At 60.6% G+C, this 22,127-nt stretch carries 20 protein-coding genes; 10 read left to right on the top strand and 10 right to left on the bottom strand.

All coding sequences use genetic code 11. From position 1 onward, the window contains the following. Positions 1-105 precede the first annotated feature (105 nt). The gene (locus LKG04_RS04175; protein WP_291763305.1) at positions 106-2,136 is read right to left on the bottom strand and encodes an alpha/beta hydrolase family protein; all 2,031 of its coding nucleotides are present in this window, start codon (positions 2,134-2,136) and stop codon (positions 106-108) included. A gap of 120 nt (positions 2,137-2,256) precedes the next feature. Further along, positions 2,257-2,724: a MarR family winged helix-turn-helix transcriptional regulator gene (locus LKG04_RS04170; RefSeq protein ID WP_291759467.1), complete on the bottom strand. Its 468-nt coding sequence runs from the start codon at positions 2,722-2,724 to the stop codon at positions 2,257-2,259. A 316-nt stretch (positions 2,725-3,040) separates the two neighbouring features. Here LKG04_RS04170 and alsS point away from each other — a divergent pair, with 316 nt between their 5' ends. From alsS to LKG04_RS04130, 8 genes are all read left to right on the top strand, one after another. Next, on the top strand, positions 3,041-4,930 hold the full coding sequence (alsS, locus tag LKG04_RS04165) for an acetolactate synthase AlsS (RefSeq protein WP_291759466.1): 1,890 nt from the start codon (positions 3,041-3,043) through the stop codon (positions 4,928-4,930). A 184-nt stretch (positions 4,931-5,114) separates the two neighbouring features. Beyond that, on the top strand, positions 5,115-5,963 hold the full coding sequence (budA, locus tag LKG04_RS04160) for an acetolactate decarboxylase (protein WP_291759464.1): 849 nt from the start codon (positions 5,115-5,117) through the stop codon (positions 5,961-5,963). Positions 5,964-6,057: 94 nt separating this feature from the next. Continuing rightward, a complete protein-coding gene (locus LKG04_RS04155) occupies positions 6,058-6,312 on the top strand; it encodes an AbrB/MazE/SpoVT family DNA-binding domain-containing protein (protein WP_291759462.1) in 255 nt (84 codons plus the stop codon). Beyond that, a complete protein-coding gene (locus LKG04_RS04150) occupies positions 6,309-6,689 on the top strand; it encodes a type II toxin-antitoxin system PemK/MazF family toxin (RefSeq protein WP_291759460.1) in 381 nt (126 codons plus the stop codon). Before LKG04_RS04155 ends, LKG04_RS04150 begins: the two co-directional genes overlap by 4 nt. A 110-nt stretch (positions 6,690-6,799) precedes the next feature. Further along, positions 6,800-7,378 (top strand): GNAT family N-acetyltransferase, encoded by a 579-nt coding sequence (locus tag LKG04_RS04145; protein ID WP_291759458.1) that lies wholly within the window; start codon positions 6,800-6,802, stop codon positions 7,376-7,378. 123 nt (positions 7,379-7,501) lie between these two features. Continuing rightward, positions 7,502-8,545 carry a zinc-binding dehydrogenase gene (locus LKG04_RS04140; RefSeq protein ID WP_291759456.1) on the top strand — a complete coding sequence of 348 codons (1,044 nt, stop codon included), beginning with the start codon at positions 7,502-7,504 and terminating at the stop codon, positions 8,543-8,545. 329 nt (positions 8,546-8,874) lie between these two features. After that, positions 8,875-10,164, top strand: a complete 1,290-nt coding sequence (locus LKG04_RS04135) for an aspartate aminotransferase family protein (RefSeq protein ID WP_291759454.1) — start codon at positions 8,875-8,877, stop codon at positions 10,162-10,164. 162 nt (positions 10,165-10,326) lie between these two features. Beyond that, entirely contained in the window at positions 10,327-11,358 is a 1,032-nt protein-coding gene (locus LKG04_RS04130; protein ID WP_291759452.1) for a C-terminal binding protein, read from the top strand. Positions 11,359-11,500: 142 nt separating this feature from the next. Here LKG04_RS04130 and LKG04_RS04125 read toward each other — a convergent pair whose 3' ends face one another. The 8 genes from LKG04_RS04125 to LKG04_RS04090 all read right to left on the bottom strand — a co-directional run bounded on the left by LKG04_RS04125 (position 11,501) and on the right by LKG04_RS04090 (position 19,604). Then, positions 11,501-12,985 (bottom strand): MFS transporter, encoded by a 1,485-nt coding sequence (locus tag LKG04_RS04125; RefSeq protein ID WP_291759451.1) that lies wholly within the window; start codon positions 12,983-12,985, stop codon positions 11,501-11,503. Beyond that, a complete protein-coding gene (locus LKG04_RS04120; RefSeq protein ID WP_434734836.1) occupies positions 12,982-13,872 on the bottom strand; it encodes an amino acid ABC transporter ATP-binding protein in 891 nt (296 codons plus the stop codon). The genes LKG04_RS04125 and LKG04_RS04120 overlap by 4 nt, the downstream gene beginning before the upstream one ends. A 106-nt stretch (positions 13,873-13,978) precedes the next feature. Continuing rightward, positions 13,979-14,959, bottom strand: a complete 981-nt coding sequence (locus LKG04_RS04115; RefSeq protein ID WP_291759450.1) for an NAD(P)-dependent oxidoreductase — start codon at positions 14,957-14,959, stop codon at positions 13,979-13,981. Between the two features lie 20 nt (positions 14,960-14,979). Then, entirely contained in the window at positions 14,980-16,200 is a 1,221-nt protein-coding gene (locus LKG04_RS04110; protein ID WP_291759449.1) for a PLP-dependent aminotransferase family protein, read from the bottom strand. Positions 16,201-16,306: 106 nt separating this feature from the next. Further along, positions 16,307-17,068: an amino acid ABC transporter ATP-binding protein gene (locus LKG04_RS04105; RefSeq protein ID WP_291759448.1), complete on the bottom strand. Its 762-nt coding sequence runs from the start codon at positions 17,066-17,068 to the stop codon at positions 16,307-16,309. Next, entirely contained in the window at positions 17,065-17,775 is a 711-nt protein-coding gene (locus tag LKG04_RS04100; RefSeq protein ID WP_291759447.1) for an amino acid ABC transporter permease, read from the bottom strand. The genes LKG04_RS04105 and LKG04_RS04100 overlap by 4 nt, the downstream gene beginning before the upstream one ends. A gap of 48 nt (positions 17,776-17,823) precedes the next feature. Beyond that, positions 17,824-18,651, bottom strand: a complete 828-nt coding sequence (locus tag LKG04_RS04095; protein WP_291759446.1) for a transporter substrate-binding domain-containing protein — start codon at positions 18,649-18,651, stop codon at positions 17,824-17,826. A gap of 194 nt (positions 18,652-18,845) precedes the next feature. Then, a complete protein-coding gene (locus LKG04_RS04090) occupies positions 18,846-19,604 on the bottom strand; it encodes an amino acid ABC transporter permease (RefSeq protein ID WP_291759445.1) in 759 nt (252 codons plus the stop codon). A 396-nt stretch (positions 19,605-20,000) separates the two neighbouring features. On the opposite strand from LKG04_RS04090, the gene glmM reads away from it, so the two are divergent. Together glmM and LKG04_RS04080 are read left to right on the top strand one after the other, a co-directional pair. Further along, complete coding sequence (gene glmM, locus LKG04_RS04085) at positions 20,001-21,386, top strand: phosphoglucosamine mutase (protein ID WP_291759444.1); 1,386 nt, start codon at positions 20,001-20,003, stop codon at positions 21,384-21,386. Then, positions 21,386-22,042 (top strand): peptide deformylase, encoded by a 657-nt coding sequence (locus LKG04_RS04080; protein ID WP_291759886.1) that lies wholly within the window; start codon positions 21,386-21,388, stop codon positions 22,040-22,042. Before glmM ends, LKG04_RS04080 begins: the two co-directional genes overlap by 1 nt. The last annotated feature ends 85 nt before the right edge of the window (positions 22,043-22,127 follow it).

Genomic DNA, 22,127 nt, shown 5'->3' with positions numbered 1-22,127 from the left:
CGATGGCGTTTTCAAGCCGCCGTTCTCTGCGGTTTTTGAAACGCCATCGCCCGACTTGCATAGGGTCCCGGATGCATCCGGGCGCGTGAATATCTGATCGCTCGCCTACCCGAGCCACTGCTTCCACCATTGCAAGACATATTCGAAGCGCTCCACGCGGTGCCTGGGCTGGCCGCTGCGCGTGAGCTCGTGCGTCTCGCCGGGGAAGATGAGCATGTTGGCGTAGGTGCCTTGGCGCTTGAGCCTGTTGTAGAATTGCAGGCCCTGCGAAATGGGGCATCGATGGTCGTTCTCGGAATGGATGACCAACGTAGGCGTTTTCACCTCGGATACATACGCCATGGGGCTCTGGCGCGCCAGATCTTCGGCCGAGGTTCCGCACAGCTTCGCGTTGAACCAGTCGCCGATATCCGATGTGCCGAACATCAGCCCCGGATCCAGCATGCCGCGTTCCACGATCGCCGCCTTGAAACGCTGCGTATGCCCGATCATCCACGCGGTCATGTAGCCGCCGTATGATCCGCCCATGATGCCGACGTCTTCGGAATCAAAACGCTCTTCGCTTTCCAGGGCGGCATCGAAGAAGTCGGTGATGTCCTCCATATCGATGGTGCCGAGCACGCCCTTCACGCTCTGCCCGTGCGCTTCGCCGTAGCCGGCTGATCCGCGTGGGTTGCAGATGACGACTCCGTAGCCGGCTCCCACAAGCACTTGGGCTTCATCGAACACCGTGGGGCCGGATGCGGCGAAGGGGCCACCGTGGATCCACAGGATTACCGGGCAGGTGCCCGTTCCCGCCGGCGTGTAGATCCAGCCTTCGACAGGGTAGCCGCCGCGGCCGGTGATGATCGCCGTGCGGGGGGCGATAACAACATTGGCGACTGAAGATATCGATTTCGTCCGGTCGCCGGCGAATCCGATGCCCTGCAACACCGCCGATTCGGTTTCGCTCGCGTATGCAGCCAAGATACGGCCGGTGCCTGCGGCTGCATCCCAAGCGGTCATGCTTACCGCGTCGTCGATCACCGGAGTGATGGCGCCATCGTCTGAGACTGTGACAAGCGTGACCAGTCCATGCTGCTTGTCGCCGGCCAGTACCGCACGCTCGCCCGCCAGCGCCAGATGGCCATCGAAACCGATATCCGTGGTTTTGGGCTCGGTCAGACGAGTCAGTTTGGCGCCGTCGAGGATAGCGATGAAGGAATCGTGGGCTTCGGCATCGTACACATCCTCGTCCAGATCAGTCATCGACAGAAAGATCCGGCCATCGGCGAGCTGGGCGAAACCGGAGACGTCGAAGTTGCCGAACTGCCCAGTGAGGCATTTGGGCGTGCCTGCAGCGGGGAACGCTCCGTCTGCGCCAGGTTCCAAAGGAATGCGATACAGATCCTTCCGCAGATTGAGATCGCGTCCCTTGTGGGCGTTGCCGATGGCCAGGAGCGCCGTGCCATCGAGCGAAAACTGCGCTGATTCCCATTGCACAGGCGGCTCATTCTGGTCTGACAGCTCGGGAACGTCGCACCAAGCCCAAGCAGCCGGCGCATCGCTCCCCGTCCAACGTTGTTCCCCGGGGGCGGCAGAGGCGGCAGGGCCAAGCGAGAGCTCGCCGAGGCTGATGAAGGCGAGCGACAACGGCTTGTTCTGAAGGTAGCCTCTGCCGTTCGAATACCATCTGCGCGTCGTGATGAGCCGTGGCGCTTCGCTTTGCGGCCTCAGACCTTTCACAGTGCCGTAGCGCCCGTCCTCAGGCCGTTCGGCGATGACAACCAGCAGGGATCCATCGGCGGAGAAATCGAAATCTGCGCAACCCAGCGGCAAATCTGCCGGTTGCACTGATTCGCCCATAGCCGATGAGAGCACGCGTACCTGCGATTTTCCCTCCAGATCACGGCTGAGGAAACCGAGCAGGTCGCCTGTACGATTGAATTTCGGATGGCTGTCGCATTGCCCGTACGTCAGTTGCCTGCTCTTGCCCTGATCGTCGATCGCATGCAGCTGGCCCACATAGGCATTCGCGTCGACGTTCGGCTGCTGCACCGCCCAAACCCCCCGAGGCTCGTGCGGGTGCATCGCTATCCCGGTTATGGTCTTCAAATCAACTATGTCAAGTGGTTTCACGAGAGAAAACCCTTTCATTATTCGTTCGGTACCGTTACATGCAACCACATGCGAGTGCGGGTTATCGTTACGCGCCATAGGGAGAGCGTGTCTTCGGCTGTCCGCATCAACGCCGGCGTTTCTTCGCCGAGCATGCCGTCATTGCCTCGCGTCCTCGGATTCCGTGCCGTCGGGGGAGCGGATGTCGAGGCCGCCGGTCAGCGAGCGGACGATGCGCTCGATGCCGGTCAGCAGCTCGCTGGTCTGGGTGACGCCGGTGCTTGAGAAGCGGTTCTGCCACCAGGATGCGCGAATTCGGCGCGCTTTGTCGGCGATGCCTTCGCCTGCTTCTGTGGCGTCGAGCGATATGGATTTCCCCTTGCCCTTGACCCGGCGCAAGTAGCCTGAGGATTCCAGCTTGGCGACCTCGCGGGCGGTGAGGCCTTTGTCGATCGCCAGATAATCCGAGATCCGCCGTTGATTGATGCCGGGGGAGTCGCATACCGCGATCATGATGCAGGCGGCGGTGGGATTGAGCCGCAGCCTTTTGAACGCCGAAGCGGTGTCTTTGTAATACGAACGGTGCAGAATGGAAATGTCCTGCGCCAAATGTCCCAGATCGTGCATTGCTCTCCTTTTCTGGTTTGCCACGCCATTGTGTGCGGTGCCATTGTGCGCGATATCACTGTGTGCTTATCGGTTCATCCTGTACTTCAGCCTAGCCGCATGCGGAACAATATGCGTCTGCGGGTTCACGCAGGCTGGAACGCGCACAGGCTGCGGCAAAGACTGTGACGAGAATTACAGTGAAATCCCGGCATTTTGTGTTGACAGATCAACATGAGACTTCTATCTTTCCAAGTAATACAAACCAAATGCCATACGCCACGCCCAGTGGCGATTATCGGTCGGTGGCATGGCGTCGGAAAGGTTTTGAAACATCATGGACAATGCAACAGGCGTGCTGGAGCGGGGCGTCGCCGCGCAGACGGATACGCTGGACGGCAGGGCAACCACGCCTGATCCTCCTGCAATCGAGCAGATGGCGATCAGCCGGATCCCGGCCGCTCCCGCGGCTTCGGTCAAGGCTTCCGAGGCGTTGGCCGCAGCTATGATCGACCATGGGATTCGCTATGTGTTCGGCATTCCGGGCGCGAAAGTCGATCAGCTCTTCGAGACGCTGCAATACAGCGCCATGCCGGGCACGCCGAAGCTGATCATCACTAGGAACGAGCAGGATGCCGCCCTCATGGCCGCCGGAATCGGGCGGCTGACCGGAACGCCGGCCGTTGCCGTTGCCACTTCCGGCCCGGGCGCCTCCAATCTCGCCACTGGCTTGGTCACGGCCACCGCCGAAGGAGACCCGGTCATCGCCATCGCCGGCCAAGTGCCGCGCGGTGACCTGTCCCGGCTGACGCACCAGAGCATCGACAGCCGCGGCATGATGTCGCCGATTACCAAAAGCAGCGTCGAGGTGCAGGACCCGGACAATCTGGCTGAAGCCTTCGACAACGCCTACGCCACGGCCGTCGCCGCCAAGAAGGGCGCGGCGTTCATTTCGGTGCCGCAGGATGTGATGGGTCACGAAGTGCGGTCCGAACGGGCATCCCGCCTACCTGTCCCGGCACAGCAGGCGTCGGACCCTTCGACTCTGACCGAGCTGCTTGCGCGGGTGCGGGCCGCCAAACTTCCCGTGATCCTCGCGGGAATGAGGGCCTCGGAGCGGGACGCGGCAGCGGCATTGCGGCGTTTCCTAACGGTCAACCACCTGCCGGTGGTCGAGACGTTCCAAGGGGCGGGCATCATTCCGCGCAGCCTTGAACGGCTGTACTTCGGCAGGGTTGGGCTGTTCCGCAACCAGCCGGGCGACGAGATCCTGCGCCGCAGCGATCTGGTCATCACGGTCGGTTATGACCCGATCGAATACGAGGCACGCAATTGGAATGTGCTTTCGAGCACTCCGATCGTCTGCATCGACGACGTCATTCCCGAATTCACCCGTGAATTCCAGCCTGACACTGTCATTCCCTATGGCATCACGCCGACGCTCGCCGCGCTCGCCAGCCTGTGCGAGGCGGGCAATGCCGGCGGCGCGGCGCATGAGGCCGATAAGGCGGGCGAAGCCGGCGTCAACGCATCCGATGCCGCTTGGCATCTTCCGAAGGAGTCGCGCGCATACCTCAACGGCTTGCGCGGCAGGCTCGAGCAGGAGAGCCTGCCTCCCCGGCCGGCACAACGGACCGGTCCCGACGGGCTTGCGCTCATCCACCCGCTGCAGATCGTCCATGCGCTGCAGCAGCGGGTCGACGACGACATGACGGTGAGCGTCGACGTAGGCAGTCATTACATCTGGATGGCCCGTAATTTCCGCAGCTACGAACCTCGCCACCTGTTGTTCAGCAACGGCATGCAGACCTTGGGCGTCGGTCTGCCGTGGGCCATCGCGGCCGCGCTCGTACGACCCGGCAAGACCGTGGTCTCGGTTTCGGGCGACGGTGGATTCCTCTTCTCCGGCCAGGAGCTTGACGTAGCTGTACGCGAGCACTTGCACATCGTCCAGCTCGTCTGGAACGACGAGCATTATGACATGGTCCGTTTCCAGGAGATGTCCAAGTATGGCAAGGATGCCGGTGTGGCGCTCGGCCATGTCGATTTCGTGCGCTATGCCGAAAGCTTCGGCGCCAAAGGCAGGCATGTCGACGGCGAGACATCCCTCGACGAGGCGCTCGACTGGGCTTTCGCGCAGGACGGGCCGGTCGTCATCGACGTCCCGGTCGATTATTCGCATAACCACGAGCTCAACGAATCCCTGATCAGGGACGAGCTGAGCTGATTCGTCATAAGACCATATAGGGCCGATAAGGTGCGATGAGAAGTCCACAAGACCTAGGCCGCACCGCGGGCGATTGGCGTAACGGCCGGTCATATGCTGGCAAGGCGTATGTGCCGGCGAATTCCGGCCTGCAGGTCCGTCGCAGGAAAATCCCACAAGGAACACGATAGCGATAGGAGAACATATGACGACGCAACTTATCGAACATGACATTGCACGGTCTGATGCAGCGCGGTCTGATGCAGCGCGGCCTGGCGCCGCGCAGGATGACTCTGCGGCATTCGATGGCGTAGCCGGCGGCGGGGACCAAGACGAGAGCGGACGCAACGCTCGCACGTTGTACCAGCATGGCACCTTGGCGTTGTTGGTGCCAGGGCTGTTCGACGGTACATTGAGCATGGGCGAGCTGCTCACGCACGGCGATACGGGCATCGGCACCGGCGAGGGCTTGGACGGCGAGATCGTCATCCTGCACGGCACCCCGTACCAAGTGCGTCACGACGGCAGCGTCGTCGTCGCCTCTGACTCGTTTATGCTTCCTTTCGCCAATGCGCATTGGGCCAGATTCTCGCCGCTGTGCGTCTTCGAAGACCGCAGCAAGGCCGAGCTGTCTGATTTCCTGTTGAAAACCACCGGCTTGGATAATACGTTCTTCGCCGTCACGGTGACGGGAAGGTTCGCGAATATGCGCACGCGTGCCTGCGCCAAGCAAAGTCGGCCGTATCCTTCGCTCGAGCATACCGCGCAGCAGCAGCGGGTGTTCGACGCCGAATCCACCGAAGGCACGCTGCTGGCCTATTATTCGCCGCAGGTGTTCAACGGCGTGGCGGTCGGCGGTTTCCACATGCATTATCTTGCCGATGATCACACGATCGGCGGCCATGCGCTCGATTTCCATGTGGACAAGGCCCGTGTTGCCGTGCAGCGTTTCGATACGCTGCAGGAGCATCTGCCGGTGGCGAATCCACGGTATTTGGAGCATGACTTCTCCAGCGACGACATCGCCGGAGCCATTGCCAGCGCGGAGAGCTAGGCGAATCCGTGCGCAAGCCGGACGATAGTCGCCTACAATAAGGTCTGCACTGTTGTATATACTATGTATATACAAAGGGGAACGGAGGCCGGATATGACTACCATGACAGTGCAGAAATGGGGCAACAGCCAAGGTGTCAGACTCAGCAGGAGGCTGCTTGCCCAGACGGGTCTGCATGTAGGCGACGAGCTTGATGCCGATATTCGCGATGATTCCATCGTGCTGTCCCCTAAGAGGCGCAGAGCCATTCATCCCAAGAATATCAATACCCTTTTCGCCGGGTACGAGGGCGATTTCAGACCTGTTGAGGATGGCTTCGGCAAGGCTGCAGGCAAGGGTTCGCTGTGACGCCTCGATTTCATTACGGAGATGTGCTCTGGGTTGATTCGAATCCCTCCGATGGCCAAGGGCAGGCCAGCAGAAAACCGGTTGTAGTCGTCAGTAATGACGCATTCAATCGGCGCAGCGGACTGACGATGGTCGTCCCGATATCGCACACCGACAACCATTATCCATTGCATGTCGATGTTGGCCGCGTGCCTGACGGCACTGCAACCGGTGGGCGGCGTCACGGCTGGGCGCAGGTCGAGCAGCTTAAATCGCTTGATTTGCAGGCGCGCAACGCTGCGAAAGTCTCTACGCTGCCTGAGGATGCGCTTACGCAAATAATCGAGACCGTGCTCGGTTGTTTGATCCAGCCCGAAATGACGATTATCGGCTCTTGATGGCCTGAATCGTCACAAGCGTGCGCAGGCCGCTGGCGTAAGATCGCGTTCGCTTGGCACGCGTCGTTTGCCATACGTCGCTTGTCATTCATAGGCCATACGCTCGTGCTATGACGCAGACTTCGACGCAACCAGCCACCGTGCAGCGCTGGGACGACGTGGAAACAGTGCTGTGCGGCGGTGGCGACGGACGCAGCTGCCAATGCCAGTGGCCCGTGGTGGGCGCCCCCACATGGCGCACGACCAATGCCGCGCAGCGTGCTGATTTATTGCATCATGAGCTGCTCGGTCCTCTTGCGCCGGGGGTGCTGGCCTATATCGACGGGCAGCCTGCCGGATGGGTGCGCGTCGGACCGAGACCGATGCAGCAACGGCTTGGCCGCTCGCGCATCGTGCGACAGGGAAGCGCCGAGCCGATCGATGCACCGGATGTCTGGGCTGTAACCTGCTTCTCGATACGGCGCGAATACCGGCATCGAGGCTTGGGCGCGGTTCTGCTCGACGCCGCGATTGAGCATGCGCGCAGCCACGGCGCGCGGGTCCTCGAGGCCTATCCCATCGACACCGCAGTGTCTTCGGCCTCAAGCAATGCCTTGTTCGTCGGCGTGCTGTCGACGTTTCTGCGCTCCGGATTCCAGATCGTCGCCCGCCCTACGCCATCACGCGCCGTAGTGGCGCTTGAGCTGTGAGAAGGTCAGAAGCTCGAAAGCGCATCGCCAAGTTTTCAGTGTCGAAACATCTCCTTGAACGTACCTGTTTTATAACAGATACGATAATTCTTGAATCCCTATATGCAGGCAGGAAGGCACGCTATGAAAGCCACCGTATACCACGGCAATGCAACAGTCTCGTTGGACGACGTCGCCGATGCCCGGCTGGTGGACCCCACCGATGCTGTCGTATCGATCGAATACGCCGGCGTGTGCGGCTCTGACTTGTGGACCTATCGCGGCCAAGGCGCCGTGGCCCCGAGCCGGATCGGGCATGAGTTCGTCGGCACGGTCAGCCAGATCGGCTCTGAGGTCCATGACATATCGGTCGGCGATTGGGTCATCGTGCCATTTCGATGGAGCGACGGCACCTGCGCGAATTGCCGCAGGGGCTTGGAGACCAGCTGCGTGAATGGCGGGTTCTGGGGCCGGCATATTCCTGACGCCGGCCAGGCGCAGGCCGCTCGCGTGCCGTTCGCCGATGGCACGCTGGTCAAGACCTATCCCGACGGCAGGAGACCTGACGCGGCATTGATACCGAGCCTGCTGACATTGAGCGACGTGTTCACGACAGGATACCATTGCGCGGTGAGCGCCGGCATCAACCATGGTGATGTGGTGGTCATCATCGGCGATGGGGCTGTGGGCTTGAGCGCCATACTGGCGGCGAAAATGCTGGGAGCCCAATATGTCATCAACGCTGGCAGCACGCACGAAAACCACCATGATTTGGCGGAGGCATTCGGGGCGGACGAGATTATCACCGCGCGCGGTGAGCAGGCGGTCGAGGCGGTGCGCGGCCTGAGCGCGGACAATATGGCCGATATTGTGCTCGAGTGCGTGGGCAGCGCCCAATCGTTCGAGACGGCGATCGGCATGGTGCGGCCGGGCGGCACTATCAGTTATGTAGGGCTGCCCCATGGCGTGAGCATCGACTTGGCCAAGCTGTTCGCCACGAATGTGACGATAACCGGCGGCATTTCGCCTGCCCATCACTATATTGCGCAGCTGCTGCCCGAGGTGCTCAGCGGCTCCATTGAGCCGGGCAAGGTCTATACGAGGGAATATGCGCTTGATGACATTGCGCAGGCCTACGATGACCTCGATCATCGCAGGATCATCAAGCCGCTGATCAAGGTCAGGTGATCCGTGGCCAGGCTATAATCTGGCTGCTGGATGGTGAGTGCACACTACGTCTTTTGCGAGTCGCATAGTGCGTACGAACCGAACATGCTCGTCAACGATGATCGTTCATGGGCCTCGCGATCACAAGGTTTCAACAGGACTGGTCAGTGGCCCCCAATGTTCGTTTTGCGTGCACTACGCAATCGGAGGCATGCGCAGTGCGTATTCATTGGTTTCCGATTGATGAACCGAGTTTACATAGGCGTTGCCTGCGCTGCTGTAGGCTCACGGGGTAGCCGGATCATCAAGGGCATGCAGGTTATGTCACAGCCGCACAAGGAGCAGGCGCAATGGTTGTCGAATTCAAGGATTATCAGCAGTATCTCTCGCCGGCGCTCGCCAAAACCACCGAACTGGTGATCGAGCGCGGGCAGGGCAGCTATATCTGGACCGTGGAAGGCGAGCGGTATTTGGACTGGGTGCAGGGCATTGCGGTCAACGCGCTCGGACACAGCCATCCGCGTGTCGTACGCGCCATCACGGAGCAGGTGCAGAAGCTCACGACCGCATCGTTCAACATGGTCAATTACCCCAGCACCTTGGAGCTTGCCAAACGCATCGCGCAGGTGGCGCCGGGTGAGCTGTCGAGTATCTTCTTCTCGAACGGCGGCGCCGAGGCGACCGATGGGGCTTTGAAACTGGCGCGTGCGTATACCAAACGCCCCGGCATCATCGCCTTCAAGGGCTCGTTCCATGGGCGCACGCTCGGCGCGGTCTCGGTCACCGCGTCAAACTCGAAGTACCGTAAATACACCGAGCCGCTTGTAGGCGGCATCCATTTCGCCTCGTACCCTTCGGCCGACCAGTGTCCGCAAGGCTATGACGAGGAGCAGCGCAGCGCGTGGTGCCTAGGCGACATCCGGCGCATATTCGACTATATCTGCGCGCCCGACGAGACGGCTGCCATACTCGTCGAGCCGGTGCAAGGCGAGGGCGGTTATGTCGTCCCGCCGGTTTCATTCCTCAAAGGGCTGCGGGCGATGTGCGACGAACATGGCATCATGCTGATCTTCGACGAGATCCAAGCGGGATACGGCCGCACGGGGACAATGTTCGCGGCTGAGAATTTCGGCGTTGTGCCCGACATTATGACGCTTGGCAAGGCGATCGCCGGGGGCGTCCCGGCCAGCGCAGTGCTCAGCACCGAGAAGATTATGAGCGAGTGGCATCCCGGCATGCACGGCGGCACTTTCGGCGGCAATCCTGTCATGGGCGCCGCCGGGCTGGCAGTGCTGGACGAATTTGCGGAATCGCATATTCTCGACAATGTCAACACACAAGGGGCATATCTCAAGCAGGAGTTGCTCGGCCTGAAAGAACGCCATCCGATTATCGCCGACGTTCGAGGGCTGGGTTTGATGGTCGCCATCGAACTCGACCACACCGATGGCCGCACCGGTGGTGATCTCGTCGAACTCACCCGTTCGGCGGCTTTGGCCAGACACATGCTTACGCTCTCGTGTGGCGTCAAAGGCAACGGCATGCGCATGGCGACGCCGTTGAACGTTACCAAGGACGTCATCGACGAGGGCATCGCCATCCTGGATGAAAGCCTGAGCGTCGCGGAAAACAGCGACTGAGCCATCACATATCTGGTCTGCGCGCCGCAAGAGCCGACAGCACAGCAGCCAACCAGCGTCGCCAGCGGCCCGGACGAATCGATCAGCCAACCACTCTGATCGGCCGGCGGCATCATACAGAACCAGCAACGGCACCATCAACCGGCAACCACGGAGGTCCATATGGAAGAAGCCATGTCGGTGGCGGCGGGCGGCGAAACGCCTGTGGTCATCTCATACTTCAACATCTCTGACGGGCTCGACTACGAACGTGAGTTGCTTGCCCGATGGGACGTCGCTGGCAGGGTCCTGCTTCGCGAGGTCGTCGCAGACCATCAGGACGACGACTCCTTCGTACGGGCTACGGATGGTTCTGATGGGGTGGTAGTCGAGTATTTCCGCATCACCGGAACGGTGATGGACCGTTTGCCGAGGCTCAAAGTGGTCGGCCTGCAATCGATCGGCACGGATATGGTCGACATACCCGAGGCGACTTCGCATGGCATTGCGGTCACCAACGCCCCTGGGTTCTGCCAGGAGGAGGTCGCGACGACCGCCGTCGGCATGATCATCGATCTCGCCAGAAAGATCAGCTATTACGACCGCGAGGTCCGGCAGGGCGCTTGGGAGCCGCTGGCTGGCGCCATGCCGCATCGGCTGAAAGGCCAGAGCGTGGGATTGGTGTTCTTCGGCGGCATCCCGCAGCATATGATGCCTGCGCTGCTGGCGCTGGGCCTGCAGGTGCTTGTGTATGCACCGACGAAAACCGCCGAATTCATCGAAAGCTTTGGCGCGCGCAAAGTCGACACGCTCGACGAGCTGCTCGAACGCTCGGATTTCGTGTCCTTGCATACGCCGCTCATTGAAACGACCCGGCACTTGATCTCGGCCCGCGAACTTGCGCTGATGAAGCCGACGGCATACCTGATCAACACGGCCCGTGGCGGCATCGTCGACGAGGCTGCGCTCGTGCAGGCGCTCAAGGACAAGACGATAGCAGGCGCTGCGGTCGACGTCATCGAGGATGAGATCACCGAGCAGACCGAGCTCAGGGGCCTTGAAAATGTGGTCATCAATCCGCATGCCGCGTTCCTCTCCGGGGAATCGTTCTATCAGGCGCGTGAGATGGCTTTGCGCGGCATGGTCGACCTGCTCGTGGGCGGCAAGGTGCCTCGGTATCTGGTCAACAAGGATTGGTCTGGAATTCAGGGCTGATCGGCCTCCGCAAGCTCAAGCTAACGCTACGCATAACGCAGATCGGCCCTTGCAAAGCGTGATTTAGTGTCTTTGCGCAGACGCATGCCTGCACAAATCGGAAGGCGCGCCCTGCATAATGCGCAGAGTCGTCGCTACGGCACTAAGCCAACAGATCGCGGTGTCGCCGGAAAAGGCGGAGCCATGCGTAGCAGGGCAGGGACAGGGCGCAACACAAGCCGCAGATGACGAACATCAGCCTGAAGCCGCACAGGCCCGCCACCCATCCCCACAGCAGCGCGCCGCCGCCATAGGCCACATCCGCCGAAGCGGAGAACAACGCGGTGACTTGGCCGCGCTGGTCGGGTTCAATGCCATAGAGCACCAGCGCGTTCATCATCGGCTGCAAGCTCGCCTGACCGGCGCCGCACAGCACGGCGGCCAGCAGCAGCACGCCGAGATCGGAGGCGTTGGCGACGGTGATGAAGGCCACGCTGATCATGACGATGCTGCCGACGATCACTAGGCTCTGGCTGCATCTGGCCAGCATGGGGGAGAAGAAGACGCGGATGAGCAACGTGACGCTCGCCTGCATGACGAAGAACAGCCCGGGAGCGGGGATATGGCTCTCCACGGCGAACTGCGCGACGAACACGGTGATGCCCGAATTCGCGCCGAAGACAAGAAACATGATCAGGCTGGGCAGGAGGATTCCGGGCCGAAGAAACAGCGAGGGCATCGTTACGCGAGGCACTGTCGGGGAGGGGACCGTTGCAGAAGGCTTCGCCGCGCTGCCGTGTGGCGCGACGGATGTCCGCGTGGGCGATTGCATCGCGCCGGACTGCGATTCCAAGATCCCGGGTGCTTTCGTGCAAGGCGCAGCAGCAGGTGTTTCGGCTGTTTTCGGCTGTTTTCTGCGCGGATACATGGCTTCGGATTTGATGAAGAGACTGAGCAGCAGCGCGGCCGCCGTCAGCGCAGTGCCCAAGACGAACAGCGCCTGAAAGCCGAACAGATCCACGACAGTCAGGCCGAGCAGCGGACCCAAGGCGCCGGGCACCACTTGGGTGAGGCTGAAGTATCCCAAACCGACGGTGAGCTTGCCGACCGGAATGAGATCGACCGCCATAGTCGACGACGACGTGGTTTCAGTGCCGCTGCCTATGCCCTGCAGTATGCGCAGACAGAGCAGCGCGAGCAATGTTCTGCATAGGTTCAGCAGCGTGAAATCGACCAGGAGAATCGCCAAGCCGCAGACGAGGATGATCTTGCGACCGTAGCGATCCAGCAGGATGCCGATGGGGAAGCGACAGATGAGCGCAGCAATCCCCAGCACGCCAACGATCAAGCCGGATATGGCTTCAGAGCCGCCAAGCGAAGCCACGTAGAGCGGCAGCGTGCCCATTTGCGTGGTGATGGCCGTCGAAGCCAGCGCGGCGACCGCCATAAGCAGTATGAAACGCGGATTCCACAGCGTCCCGGAGCTGGTCGAGCCTGCAGCGACTACAGAATCCATCGTCGGATCAGAACCCAACGTGGCTTCCAGAGCGGAATCGGTCGAATCCTCCGAATCGGATTCATGCGTTGCCGATTCCGCGGGTGGTTGGGTTGCCTTCTCCTGTGTGAGTTTTCGTATGCTGGCGTTCACGACTGGCTTTCCGGCGAATCCGCATCTGACGGATCCGTATCAGTCGAGCTTGTATTCAGCAAAGGGGTATCCAACGAAGGCACCTCGGGTGCAGGAACGTCCGGCGAATCGCCGTCTGACGGGGTGGCCTCAGAGTCGCTGGCATCCAAATCGAAATTGCTCAGGAATCTGCATGTGGCGTCCTTCTGCGGATGCTCGAAAATGTCAGCGGGCTTGCCGCTTTCGACTACGACGCCGCCGGCCATGAACACCACCTGATCGGCGACTTCCTTGGCGAACTGCATCTCATGGGTCACCACGACCATGGTCTGGCCGCTGTCTGCCACATCGCGCATCACCTTGAGCACATCGCCCACCAGTTCGGGGTCGAGTGCGGAGGTGGGCTCGTCGAAAAGCAGCAAGTCGGGGGAGAGCGCCATGGCCCGCGCTATGCCGACGCGCTGCTGCTGGCCGCCGGAAAGCTGCGCGGGATACATATCCGCCTTGTCGGCCATGCCGACCCGTTCCAGCATGTCGGTCGCGATCTTCTTCGCCTTGGCGCGAGGCATCTTGCGTGGCGTGATCAGGCCCTCCATCACATTCTGCACGGCAGTCATGTGGTGGAACAGCTCGTAAGACTGGAACACCATCGCCGTCTGGCGGGCGATCATGCGCCGCTGGTTCGCGCCGACATGGCCGAAGTCGCAGCGTACGTTCTCGCCGAGCGCGTAGCTGCCCTCATCTGGCTCCTCGAGTAAGTTCAAGCAGCGCAGAAACGTTGTTTTTCCTGATCCACTGGGGCCAATGATGCATACGACCTCGCCTTTGTCGACGTTGAGCGAGACCCCTTTGAGGATTTCATTGTCGCCGAACCGCTTGCGCAGTCCAAGCACCTGTGCCTGTATCATGGTCGCTTCCTCTCCTTGCCATCGGTCATTGAAAAGTTCGGGTCCGTAGTGTCTGCGGTCATTGGTGCCGTCGATCGCGGTGGACGGCCTGCTGGAGCATACCGTCTCACGGCTGACAGACGAGTACCGTGTTGGCGCAGCGTCCGGTCGTCAGGATGTCTTTGGCGTTGTTCAGTGCGGCCACGGTGATCTCCTCCACTGCCCTGCCGGTGTAGTAGGCGATATGCGGCGTGACGATCGTATTGGGGTAACCGACGAGCCGCTGGCACAGGGGATTGCTGCCCCAGCCCCGGGGCATATACCGCTCCTCGCCTTCGATGGTATCGATCCCGGCCCCCGCCAGCCGGCCGTTTTCCAGCGCCCGGAGCAGCGCCTCGGTATCCACGATGCCACCTCGCGCGGTGTTGACTAGACAGCTGTTCGGCTTCATGCGGGAGAAGGCTTCATCGTCGAACAGGTGTTCCGTGGCGCTGGTGAGCGGCACATGGATCGAGATGACATCACTGAGCGCCAGCAGCTCGTTGAAGCTGACATAGTCCGCGATGCCGCGCAGCTGCGGATTCCTGTGCGAACTGTAGGCGACGACATGGCCGCCCAAGGCCTTGACCGCCGAAGCCACGATACTGCCGATATGGCCGGTGCCTACGATCCCGACCGTGACATCGGCCAGCTCCCGGCCAAGCATCACTCGGCTCAGCGTGGGGGCTTTCTGGGCAGCGGGCACGCCCCGCAGCATCATGAGGATCAGCATGAGTGCGTAGTGCCCGACCGAAGTAGGGCTGTAGGACGGCACGTTCGTGACGCTCAGACCGTACCGCTGCGCCCATTGTCGGTTCAGCCCATCGATGCCGGCCGACGTCAGCGAAAGCTGGCGCATGCCGTATTCGTGCAGCTGCCGATACATGGATTCGCGGTTTTGCATGTCGCGGCTCAGGTACAGGCATATTCCGTCGTGGCCGCGCGCCAAGTCGATGGTGCTTTCGCTCAATCCTTCGAGGATGGCGCTGACCTGTGCGTCATTCGCCTGCTCCCAGCGCCTGATGACCGGCATGGTGGCCTTTGAAGCACCGAAATACGCCAGTTTCATGATGCAACCCTTCGGTTCGGTCAGGAGACGGTCTGATAGCTTGGGTGCGAGGCGGCCTGCAACGCCTGGCCTATGAAGGCGATGCCGCTCTTGATTTCCTCGACCGAGGGCCGTGTGAAGTTGAGGCGGAAGTCATGTTCATAGCCTTCGCCGGTGACGCTCATGATGTTGCCGGGGATCACGGCGACGTTACAGGTGTTGAGCGCCTCGTAGAAGAGCTCCGGATCGACGTCGCCGGCCATCGTGCAGCCGATGAAATACCCGCCGGTGGGTTTGATGTAGCTGATCTTGTCGGCCGGGAGCTTGTTGAGCGCCTCGGTCATCGCATCCAGGCGCTCGCGGTAGATGTCCCTCAGATAGTCGACATGGCCTTCGAAATCGTAGTTGAGCATGTATTCGGTGAGCATGACCTGCCAGTAGTAATTGGAATGCGAGTCGGCCACCTGTTTGGCAACGACCAGTTTGTCGAGCAGCGGCTTGGCGGCCATGGCGAAGCCCAAGCGCGTGCTCGGCGCGAGGATCTTGGAGAACGATCCGGCGTAGATGACGCGTTCGTCGACGTCCAAGGACTTGATCTTCGCGATTGGTTCGCCGTAATACAGCAGATCTCCGTACGGGTCGTCCTCGAAGATAATGATGTCGTAGCGGTGCGCGAGGTCATACAGCGCCTGGCGCTTCTCCAGTGGCATCGAAGTGCCCAGCGGATTCTGGAATGTGGGGATGATATAGATCATCTTCACCCGGTCGTTTTCGCGCAGCAGGGTTTCGAGCGCATCGAGATCCACCGACTGCTCCCCGATATTCATGGGGATGGGCATCGGAATCGCGCCATAGCTTTGGATCGCCTTGACCGCGCCGGAGAAGGTCTGCTCCTCGCATAAGACGATGTCGCCTTCGTCGCACAGTGCCTTGACCGTCAGGTCCATGGCCTGCGAAGAACCGGAGACGACGATGACTTCCTCGTCGTTGTGAATGCCGCAACGTTCGTCCAGCCGTTCTTTGATCAGCTTGCGCAGGATCGGATAGCCTTCGGAAGGCGCGTATTGCAGAAAGGTGTCCGGGTTGTACTGCGTGTACAGCTTCTCGGATATCTCCCGCAGCGTGTCCATCGGGAAGGCCTGCGTCGAGGGGAATCCATAGGCGAAGGAGATCGTGTTTTCGGCGCTCATGTTCTTTTTCGCGTTTTCGCGCAAGACCGAAGGGGTCACATGCGCCAGTCGTTTGGAGAAGCGGTATTCCATGCCTATGCTCTCTTTCTTATTGCTTTCGTGATGCTGTATTTGTATGTATACCTATGTATATGTACGTTATGTAATGCATATATGCTGATGCGGCGCGATTTCTCGCTCACTGCGATGCCGCGGCATGGGCCAGCTGGCTGGTGAAGCGCGCGAGGAACTCCTTGGTGCGCTGCGCCTTGGGGTGCTTGAACACCTCATGCGGCGAGCCCTGTTCCACGACCACGCCTTGATCCATGAACACGACCTTATCGGCGACCTCGTAGGCGAATTTCATCTCATGCGTCACCAGAATCATGGTCGCCCCGGCGTCGGCGATGTCGCGCAGCAGCGCCAAGGTCTGCCCGACCAATTCCGGGTCGAGCGCAGAGGTCGGCTCGTCGAACAGCGTGACTTTGGGATTCAAAGCCAACGCCCGGGCGATGCCGATGCGCTGCTGCTGGCCGCCGGAGAGCTGACCGGGATAGAAGTCCTTGCGGTCGGACAGGCCGACCTGCCCGAGGAGCTTCTCGGCCAGTGCGCGGGCCTGGTCCTTCTTGGCCTTGCCGGTGACGACGAGCGGCATGATGATGTTGTCCATAGCCGTCCTGTTCTGGAACAGGGCATAGTTTTGGAACACCATCGCTGTCTGGCGCTGATAGGACAGGATCTCGCGTCGACTTGATTTCTTTACGTCGACATGGGCGTCATCGAGGGTGATCTCCCCGTTGTCGGCATGTTCCAAGAAATTCAGACAGCGCAGGAAGGTGGTTTTGCCAGAGCCGCTGGGCCCTAGGATCACCACGACTTCGCCGGTGCCGACATCGAGATCGACGCCCTTGAGCACGTCCTGCTTGCCGAAATGCTTGGTAATGCCACGGATCTTCATCATTGCGCTGCCCTCCCCAAGTGGCGTGTCATGCGGTGCTCGATCAGCCCCGAGCCTTTTTCGATGCAGACCACGACCGCCCAGTAGATCAGCGCGACGCCCGCGTAGGCCTCCAGGAAGGTGTAGGTCTGCTGCGCGGAGATCGTGGCCGCCGAGAAGATGTCGACGACGCCGACCATCGAGGCCAAGGCGGAGGCTTTGATCAGATTGATGAGCAGATTGCCGAACACTGGTATGGACACCGGTATGGCCTGCGGCAGCAGCACCCGGCGTATCGTCTGCCAGTTGGTCATGCCGATCGATTTGGCGGCGTCAAGCTGGCCGACGCCGATGGATGCGAAGGCCCCGCGGAATATCTCGCTGGCATTGACGAACGCCATGATGCTCAGGCCGATGACGGCGAGCCATATCGTGTTGAAATCCTTGAACCTCAGGGAGATGTGCAAGGCCTTCGCCCAGATGTCGAACTGGGTTGAGGCGAGCAGATACATCGCCAGCAGGATCAGCACGATAGGCACGCCTTTGAGCAGCGTGATCAGCACCTGCAGCACTTGGGAGAGCAACGGCACGCCGTAGAAGCGGGCGAGCGCCGCGACGAAGCCGATGATGACGCCGATCACCAGCGCGAACACCGATATGAACAGGGTCGTTCCCAGATACCGTATGGCATATGCTATGGATGCGACCACAGCCTGAACGCTGAATCCCATGGTGTCTCCTATGCTCTGTGCTCTTGGATTGTCCTTGGTCGTTTGTGTTTATTCCGGCACGTAATCAGCGCCGAGATACTGCACTGACAGCTTCTTCATGGTGCCGTCGTCCTTGATCTCCTGCATAGCCTTGTTCACCCGGTCCATAAGCGTCTTGTCCGCGTTCTTCTGGAAGAGCAGGTATGCGGCGGATTTGTGCACCGGGCCGTCCGAGCCTTTGAATCCTGCCTTCAGCTGACTGTTGAACAGGTCGAGGTTATATTGGGGTGCCAGCGTTGCGTCGACAGCACCGGACGCTATGGCTTGCACGGTCTGTTCGTTGGTATAGGTGCCGTAGACGAGCTTGAAGGCGTCCGGGTGGCTCTTCAGGTAAGTCTCCGCCATGGCCGCCTGGTTGGTGGCGGTGGTCGCATAGACTTTCTTGCCTTTGAGTTCGTCGAAGCTCTGGTAGACGGGTCCGTTCTTCGGGTCGGAGATAATGAGCGTATCCCACTTCGTCGTGCCTACGGTGCCATAGGTGAATTTGGCTTTACGCTGATCGTTCACCTCGTATTCGTAGGCGGCAATTTGCGCCTTGCCGCTGGCCAGATTGGTCAGCGAGGTGGGGAAGTCGGAAGGCATGAAGGTGAACTTGTAGTACTGCTTGAGCTTGTCGCCCACCGCATTCATGATGGCGACATCATAGCCGGTCAGTTTGCCGTTCGTGTCCATGTAGCAGAAGGGGTTGCCGTCATTGCCGGTGGCCACGGTAATCGTTTTGACCCCGTCGTCGTTCGACGAGCTGGAACTGCCGCATGCGGCGAGTGGGCCGGCCACGAGGAGTGCCGTGGCCGCGGCGAGTGCGAGAAGTGTGATGCGGGGCTTATGCGTTTTCATGAGTGTTCCTTTGTTCGCGGTGAAGTGGCCAGATGTCATATGCCATATCGAATGGAATGAGAGGTTGGGTGTTGACTGCTGTTCAGAGAGTCCGTGGTGGTCGGACTATAGCCGGTTCGAGGTGCGCTGCCGGTCGGAGCCTGTCGAGGAAAAAGACGACGGCGAAGCGGCTGACAGTAGAGCGGTGTAGGCGTTTAGGCTTTTTGCTGCTGTGCCCCGAACCAGAGCAGGTGCGTGAAGAATGACTTGCGCGCGGCTGGTGCCATTCGCGTGTCGAAGCTCATGCGATGCTCGATCGCCGCGAACACGCGTTCAAGAACGAAGCTCAGGATGATGAACAGGAATGCGGCCCCGACATAGCCTTCCATGGTGTGGAAGTTTGCGGCACCCAGCGCCTTCGCCTTGCCTACGACATCGACGACGCCGATGGTGAAGGCAAGCGATGTATCTTGCAGCAGTCCGATTGTGGTGGTGCCGAAGGCGGGCATCGCGATCCTGACGACCTGCGGAAGGATGACCTTCATATACATTTGCGGCTTGGTGAGTCCGCAGGCGATGCTTGCGTCGATCTGGTTGGCGGGGATGCTCAGGATGGCCGAGCGGATCGTCTCTGATTGGAAGGCGGCCGTGTTCAGGCCATAGGCGATATACAGGAAGATGATCTTATTCCATGAGGATATATCGGCACCGGATACGGCCTGCACGACCATCGGTACGCCGTAATATACAATGTACAGCTGCACCAGAATAGGCGTGCCTCGGATGAACGAGACGAATACGGCGGCGATCTGGCTGAGAACCGGAACCTTTTCGACCCGCAGGAAGGCGATGAACACTCCCAGGATCAAACCGACGATCGTTGCCACGCCAACGATCGCCAGCGTGACCGGCAGTACGGCTATAAGGCGTGGGAGATAATCCCAGACGAGAGACCACTGGAAAAAAGATGGCACGAGGTATCTCCTTTCGACTATGCAGGACTTTTTTTGTGATGTGCCCCACAAAGTACTTGACAAACTATGCGTACTTTGTTTTCTCAAGTGCACAGTGAAGTAACCGGATCATGTCACAGGTTACGGCCGCGTTACGCTGCCGCAGGTTTCGCTGGCAGCGCGCAAGAGGGATATGACGTTTTGTGATGGTGCGTTGCAGATGACCGGTTGCACTTGGACGTGATGTCGGCTGCGGTATACGGTTGCAACATCCAGCACTCACGAATGTGCCCGCTATACGCAAATGCGATGGATCCGGGCACATACACGCTGATCGGGCGGGCTGATTCGAAGCCTTGGGTACGATAGACGAAGCATGACTGCACAACTGACAGACGCAGACTAAGGATGGGATATATGCCCAGGATGTTCGGTACCGATGGCGTACGTGGCTTGGCGAATAGGGATCTGACCGCGCGGCTGGCGCTCGACCTGGGGGATGCGGCGGTCCGTGTCTTGGGCGGCTCCGGCACCAAGGATGATCGTCCGGAGGGCCGGCGGCGCGCGCTGGTGGGCCGCGATACGCGTGTCTCCGGCGATTTTCTCGCCTCGGCGCTCTCCGCTGGAATGAGCGCCGGCGGTTTCGACGTCATTGACGCAGGCATCATTCCCACTCCGGGCGTGGCTTTCCTCACTTCGGTGCTCAACGTTGAGATGGGCGCGGTGATCTCCGCTTCGCACAATCCGATGCCCGACAACGGCATCAAGTTCTTCGCGCGCGGCGGTTTCAAACTGCCCGATACCAAAGAGGACGAGATCGAAGCCCTGCTCGGGCAGGATTGGGAACGGCCGACGGGAGCAGGAGTAGGGCGCGTGAGCCATGACGTCGCCACCGCCACCAATCTGTATATCGATCACCTCGTGGACGCTATCGCGCCCATCGGCCCTGGTAAGGCGCAGCCCAAGCCGCTCAAGGGTCTGAAAATCGTGGCGGACTGCGCCAACGGCGCCGCATCGGCCGTCGCTCCGGCGGCATTGCGTCGAGCCGGCGCCGAGGTCGTTGTCATCAATGCTTCGCCGGACGGCTACAATATCAACAAGAATGCCGGCTCGACCCACCCCGAGCAGTTGCAGGCCATGGTCAAGGCCTCGGACGCGGTGATGGGCGTCGCTTTCGATGGGGATGCCGACCGCTGCCTTGCTGTAGACGAGAACGGCACGATGGTCAACGGCGATCAGATCATGGGCATTCTCGCCCGCGCCAAGAAACGCGCCGGCAAGCTCAACCACGACACGCTGGTTGTCACGGTGATGAGCAACTTGGGGCTCAAACTCGCGCTCGCCGACATGGGCATCGCGACCGTGCAGACTGCAGTCGGCGACCGCTATGTGCTCGAGGAAATGCTGCGCGGCGACTATTCGATCGGCGGCGAACAATCCGGCCATGTCATCAACCGCGAGTTCGCCACGACCGGCGACGGCACGCTCACCGCGCTGGCCCTGTGCAATGAAGTGGTTTCCTCAGGGCGCAGCCTGCGCCAGCTGGCCGCTGACTTCCCGCAGCTGCCGCAGCAGCTGGTCAATGTGCCCAATGTGGACAAGACCGCGGCCGCCGGCAACGCCGCCGTGCAAGCCGCCGTCGAACGCGAGTCGAAGCTGCTGGGCGACACCGGGCGCGTGCTGCTGAGGCCGAGCGGCACCGAGCCGCTCGTGCGCGTCATGGCCGAGGCCGGCACGCAAGCCCAGGCCGATGAGGTTTGCGCGCGGCTCGCCGCAGTGGTCGCCGAGGAGCTGGCGCTGTGATTCTTTCACGCAATACGAAGATTGATGCTGAACTCAATCGTGATGTCGAGGATCTGCTGCATGAGTCGGGCAACGAGCGCATTCTGCCCATCGTGCAGATGGGGGAGCCGGTGCTGCGTCAGCCGGCCGAACAGTATGCCGGGCAGCTCAGTCGCCGCACGCTGGCCAAGCTGATCGACGTGATGCATGTGACGATGCTCGATGCCCCCGGCGTCGGCCTTGCGGCGCCGCAGATCGGGCTTGGTTTGCGCATAGCGGTGATTGAAGACCATGTACGTGGTGACGAGGACGATCCGCGCGAAATCGCCGAGCTGCCGTTCCATGCCATCATCAACCCGGTGTACGAGCCGGCAGGCACGCAAATCCGGAGCTTCTACGAAGGCTGCCTGAGCTTCTCCGGCTATCAGGCCGTGCGACGGCGTTGGCTCGATATCACCGCGCGCTGGCAGGATGAGGAAGGCAAGCAGCACGAGGAGCGGATGCACGGCTGGCCGGCCCGCATCTTCCAGCATGAGACCGACCATTTGAGCGGCGAGGTCTACATCGATAAGGCCGAGATCCGCTCGCTGAGCGAGGACGAGAATCTGAGCGAACTGTGGAGCGAAGACCCTGTGCCCACCGAGGCCGCCGAGGAGCTCGGCTTTTCGATCGAGTAAAAGAACAGGACGAGATTCCGGTAACCTGTTCTTTCGCCCCTGCCCATGCATCATTTACGCCAGTTAGCTTGGGTGATGTCGCAAA

This window comes from Bifidobacterium sp., assembly GCF_022640935.1.
Lineage (GTDB): Bacteria > Actinomycetota > Actinomycetes > Actinomycetales > Bifidobacteriaceae > Bifidobacterium.
This window is presented reverse-complemented; position numbering and strand designations above follow the sequence as displayed.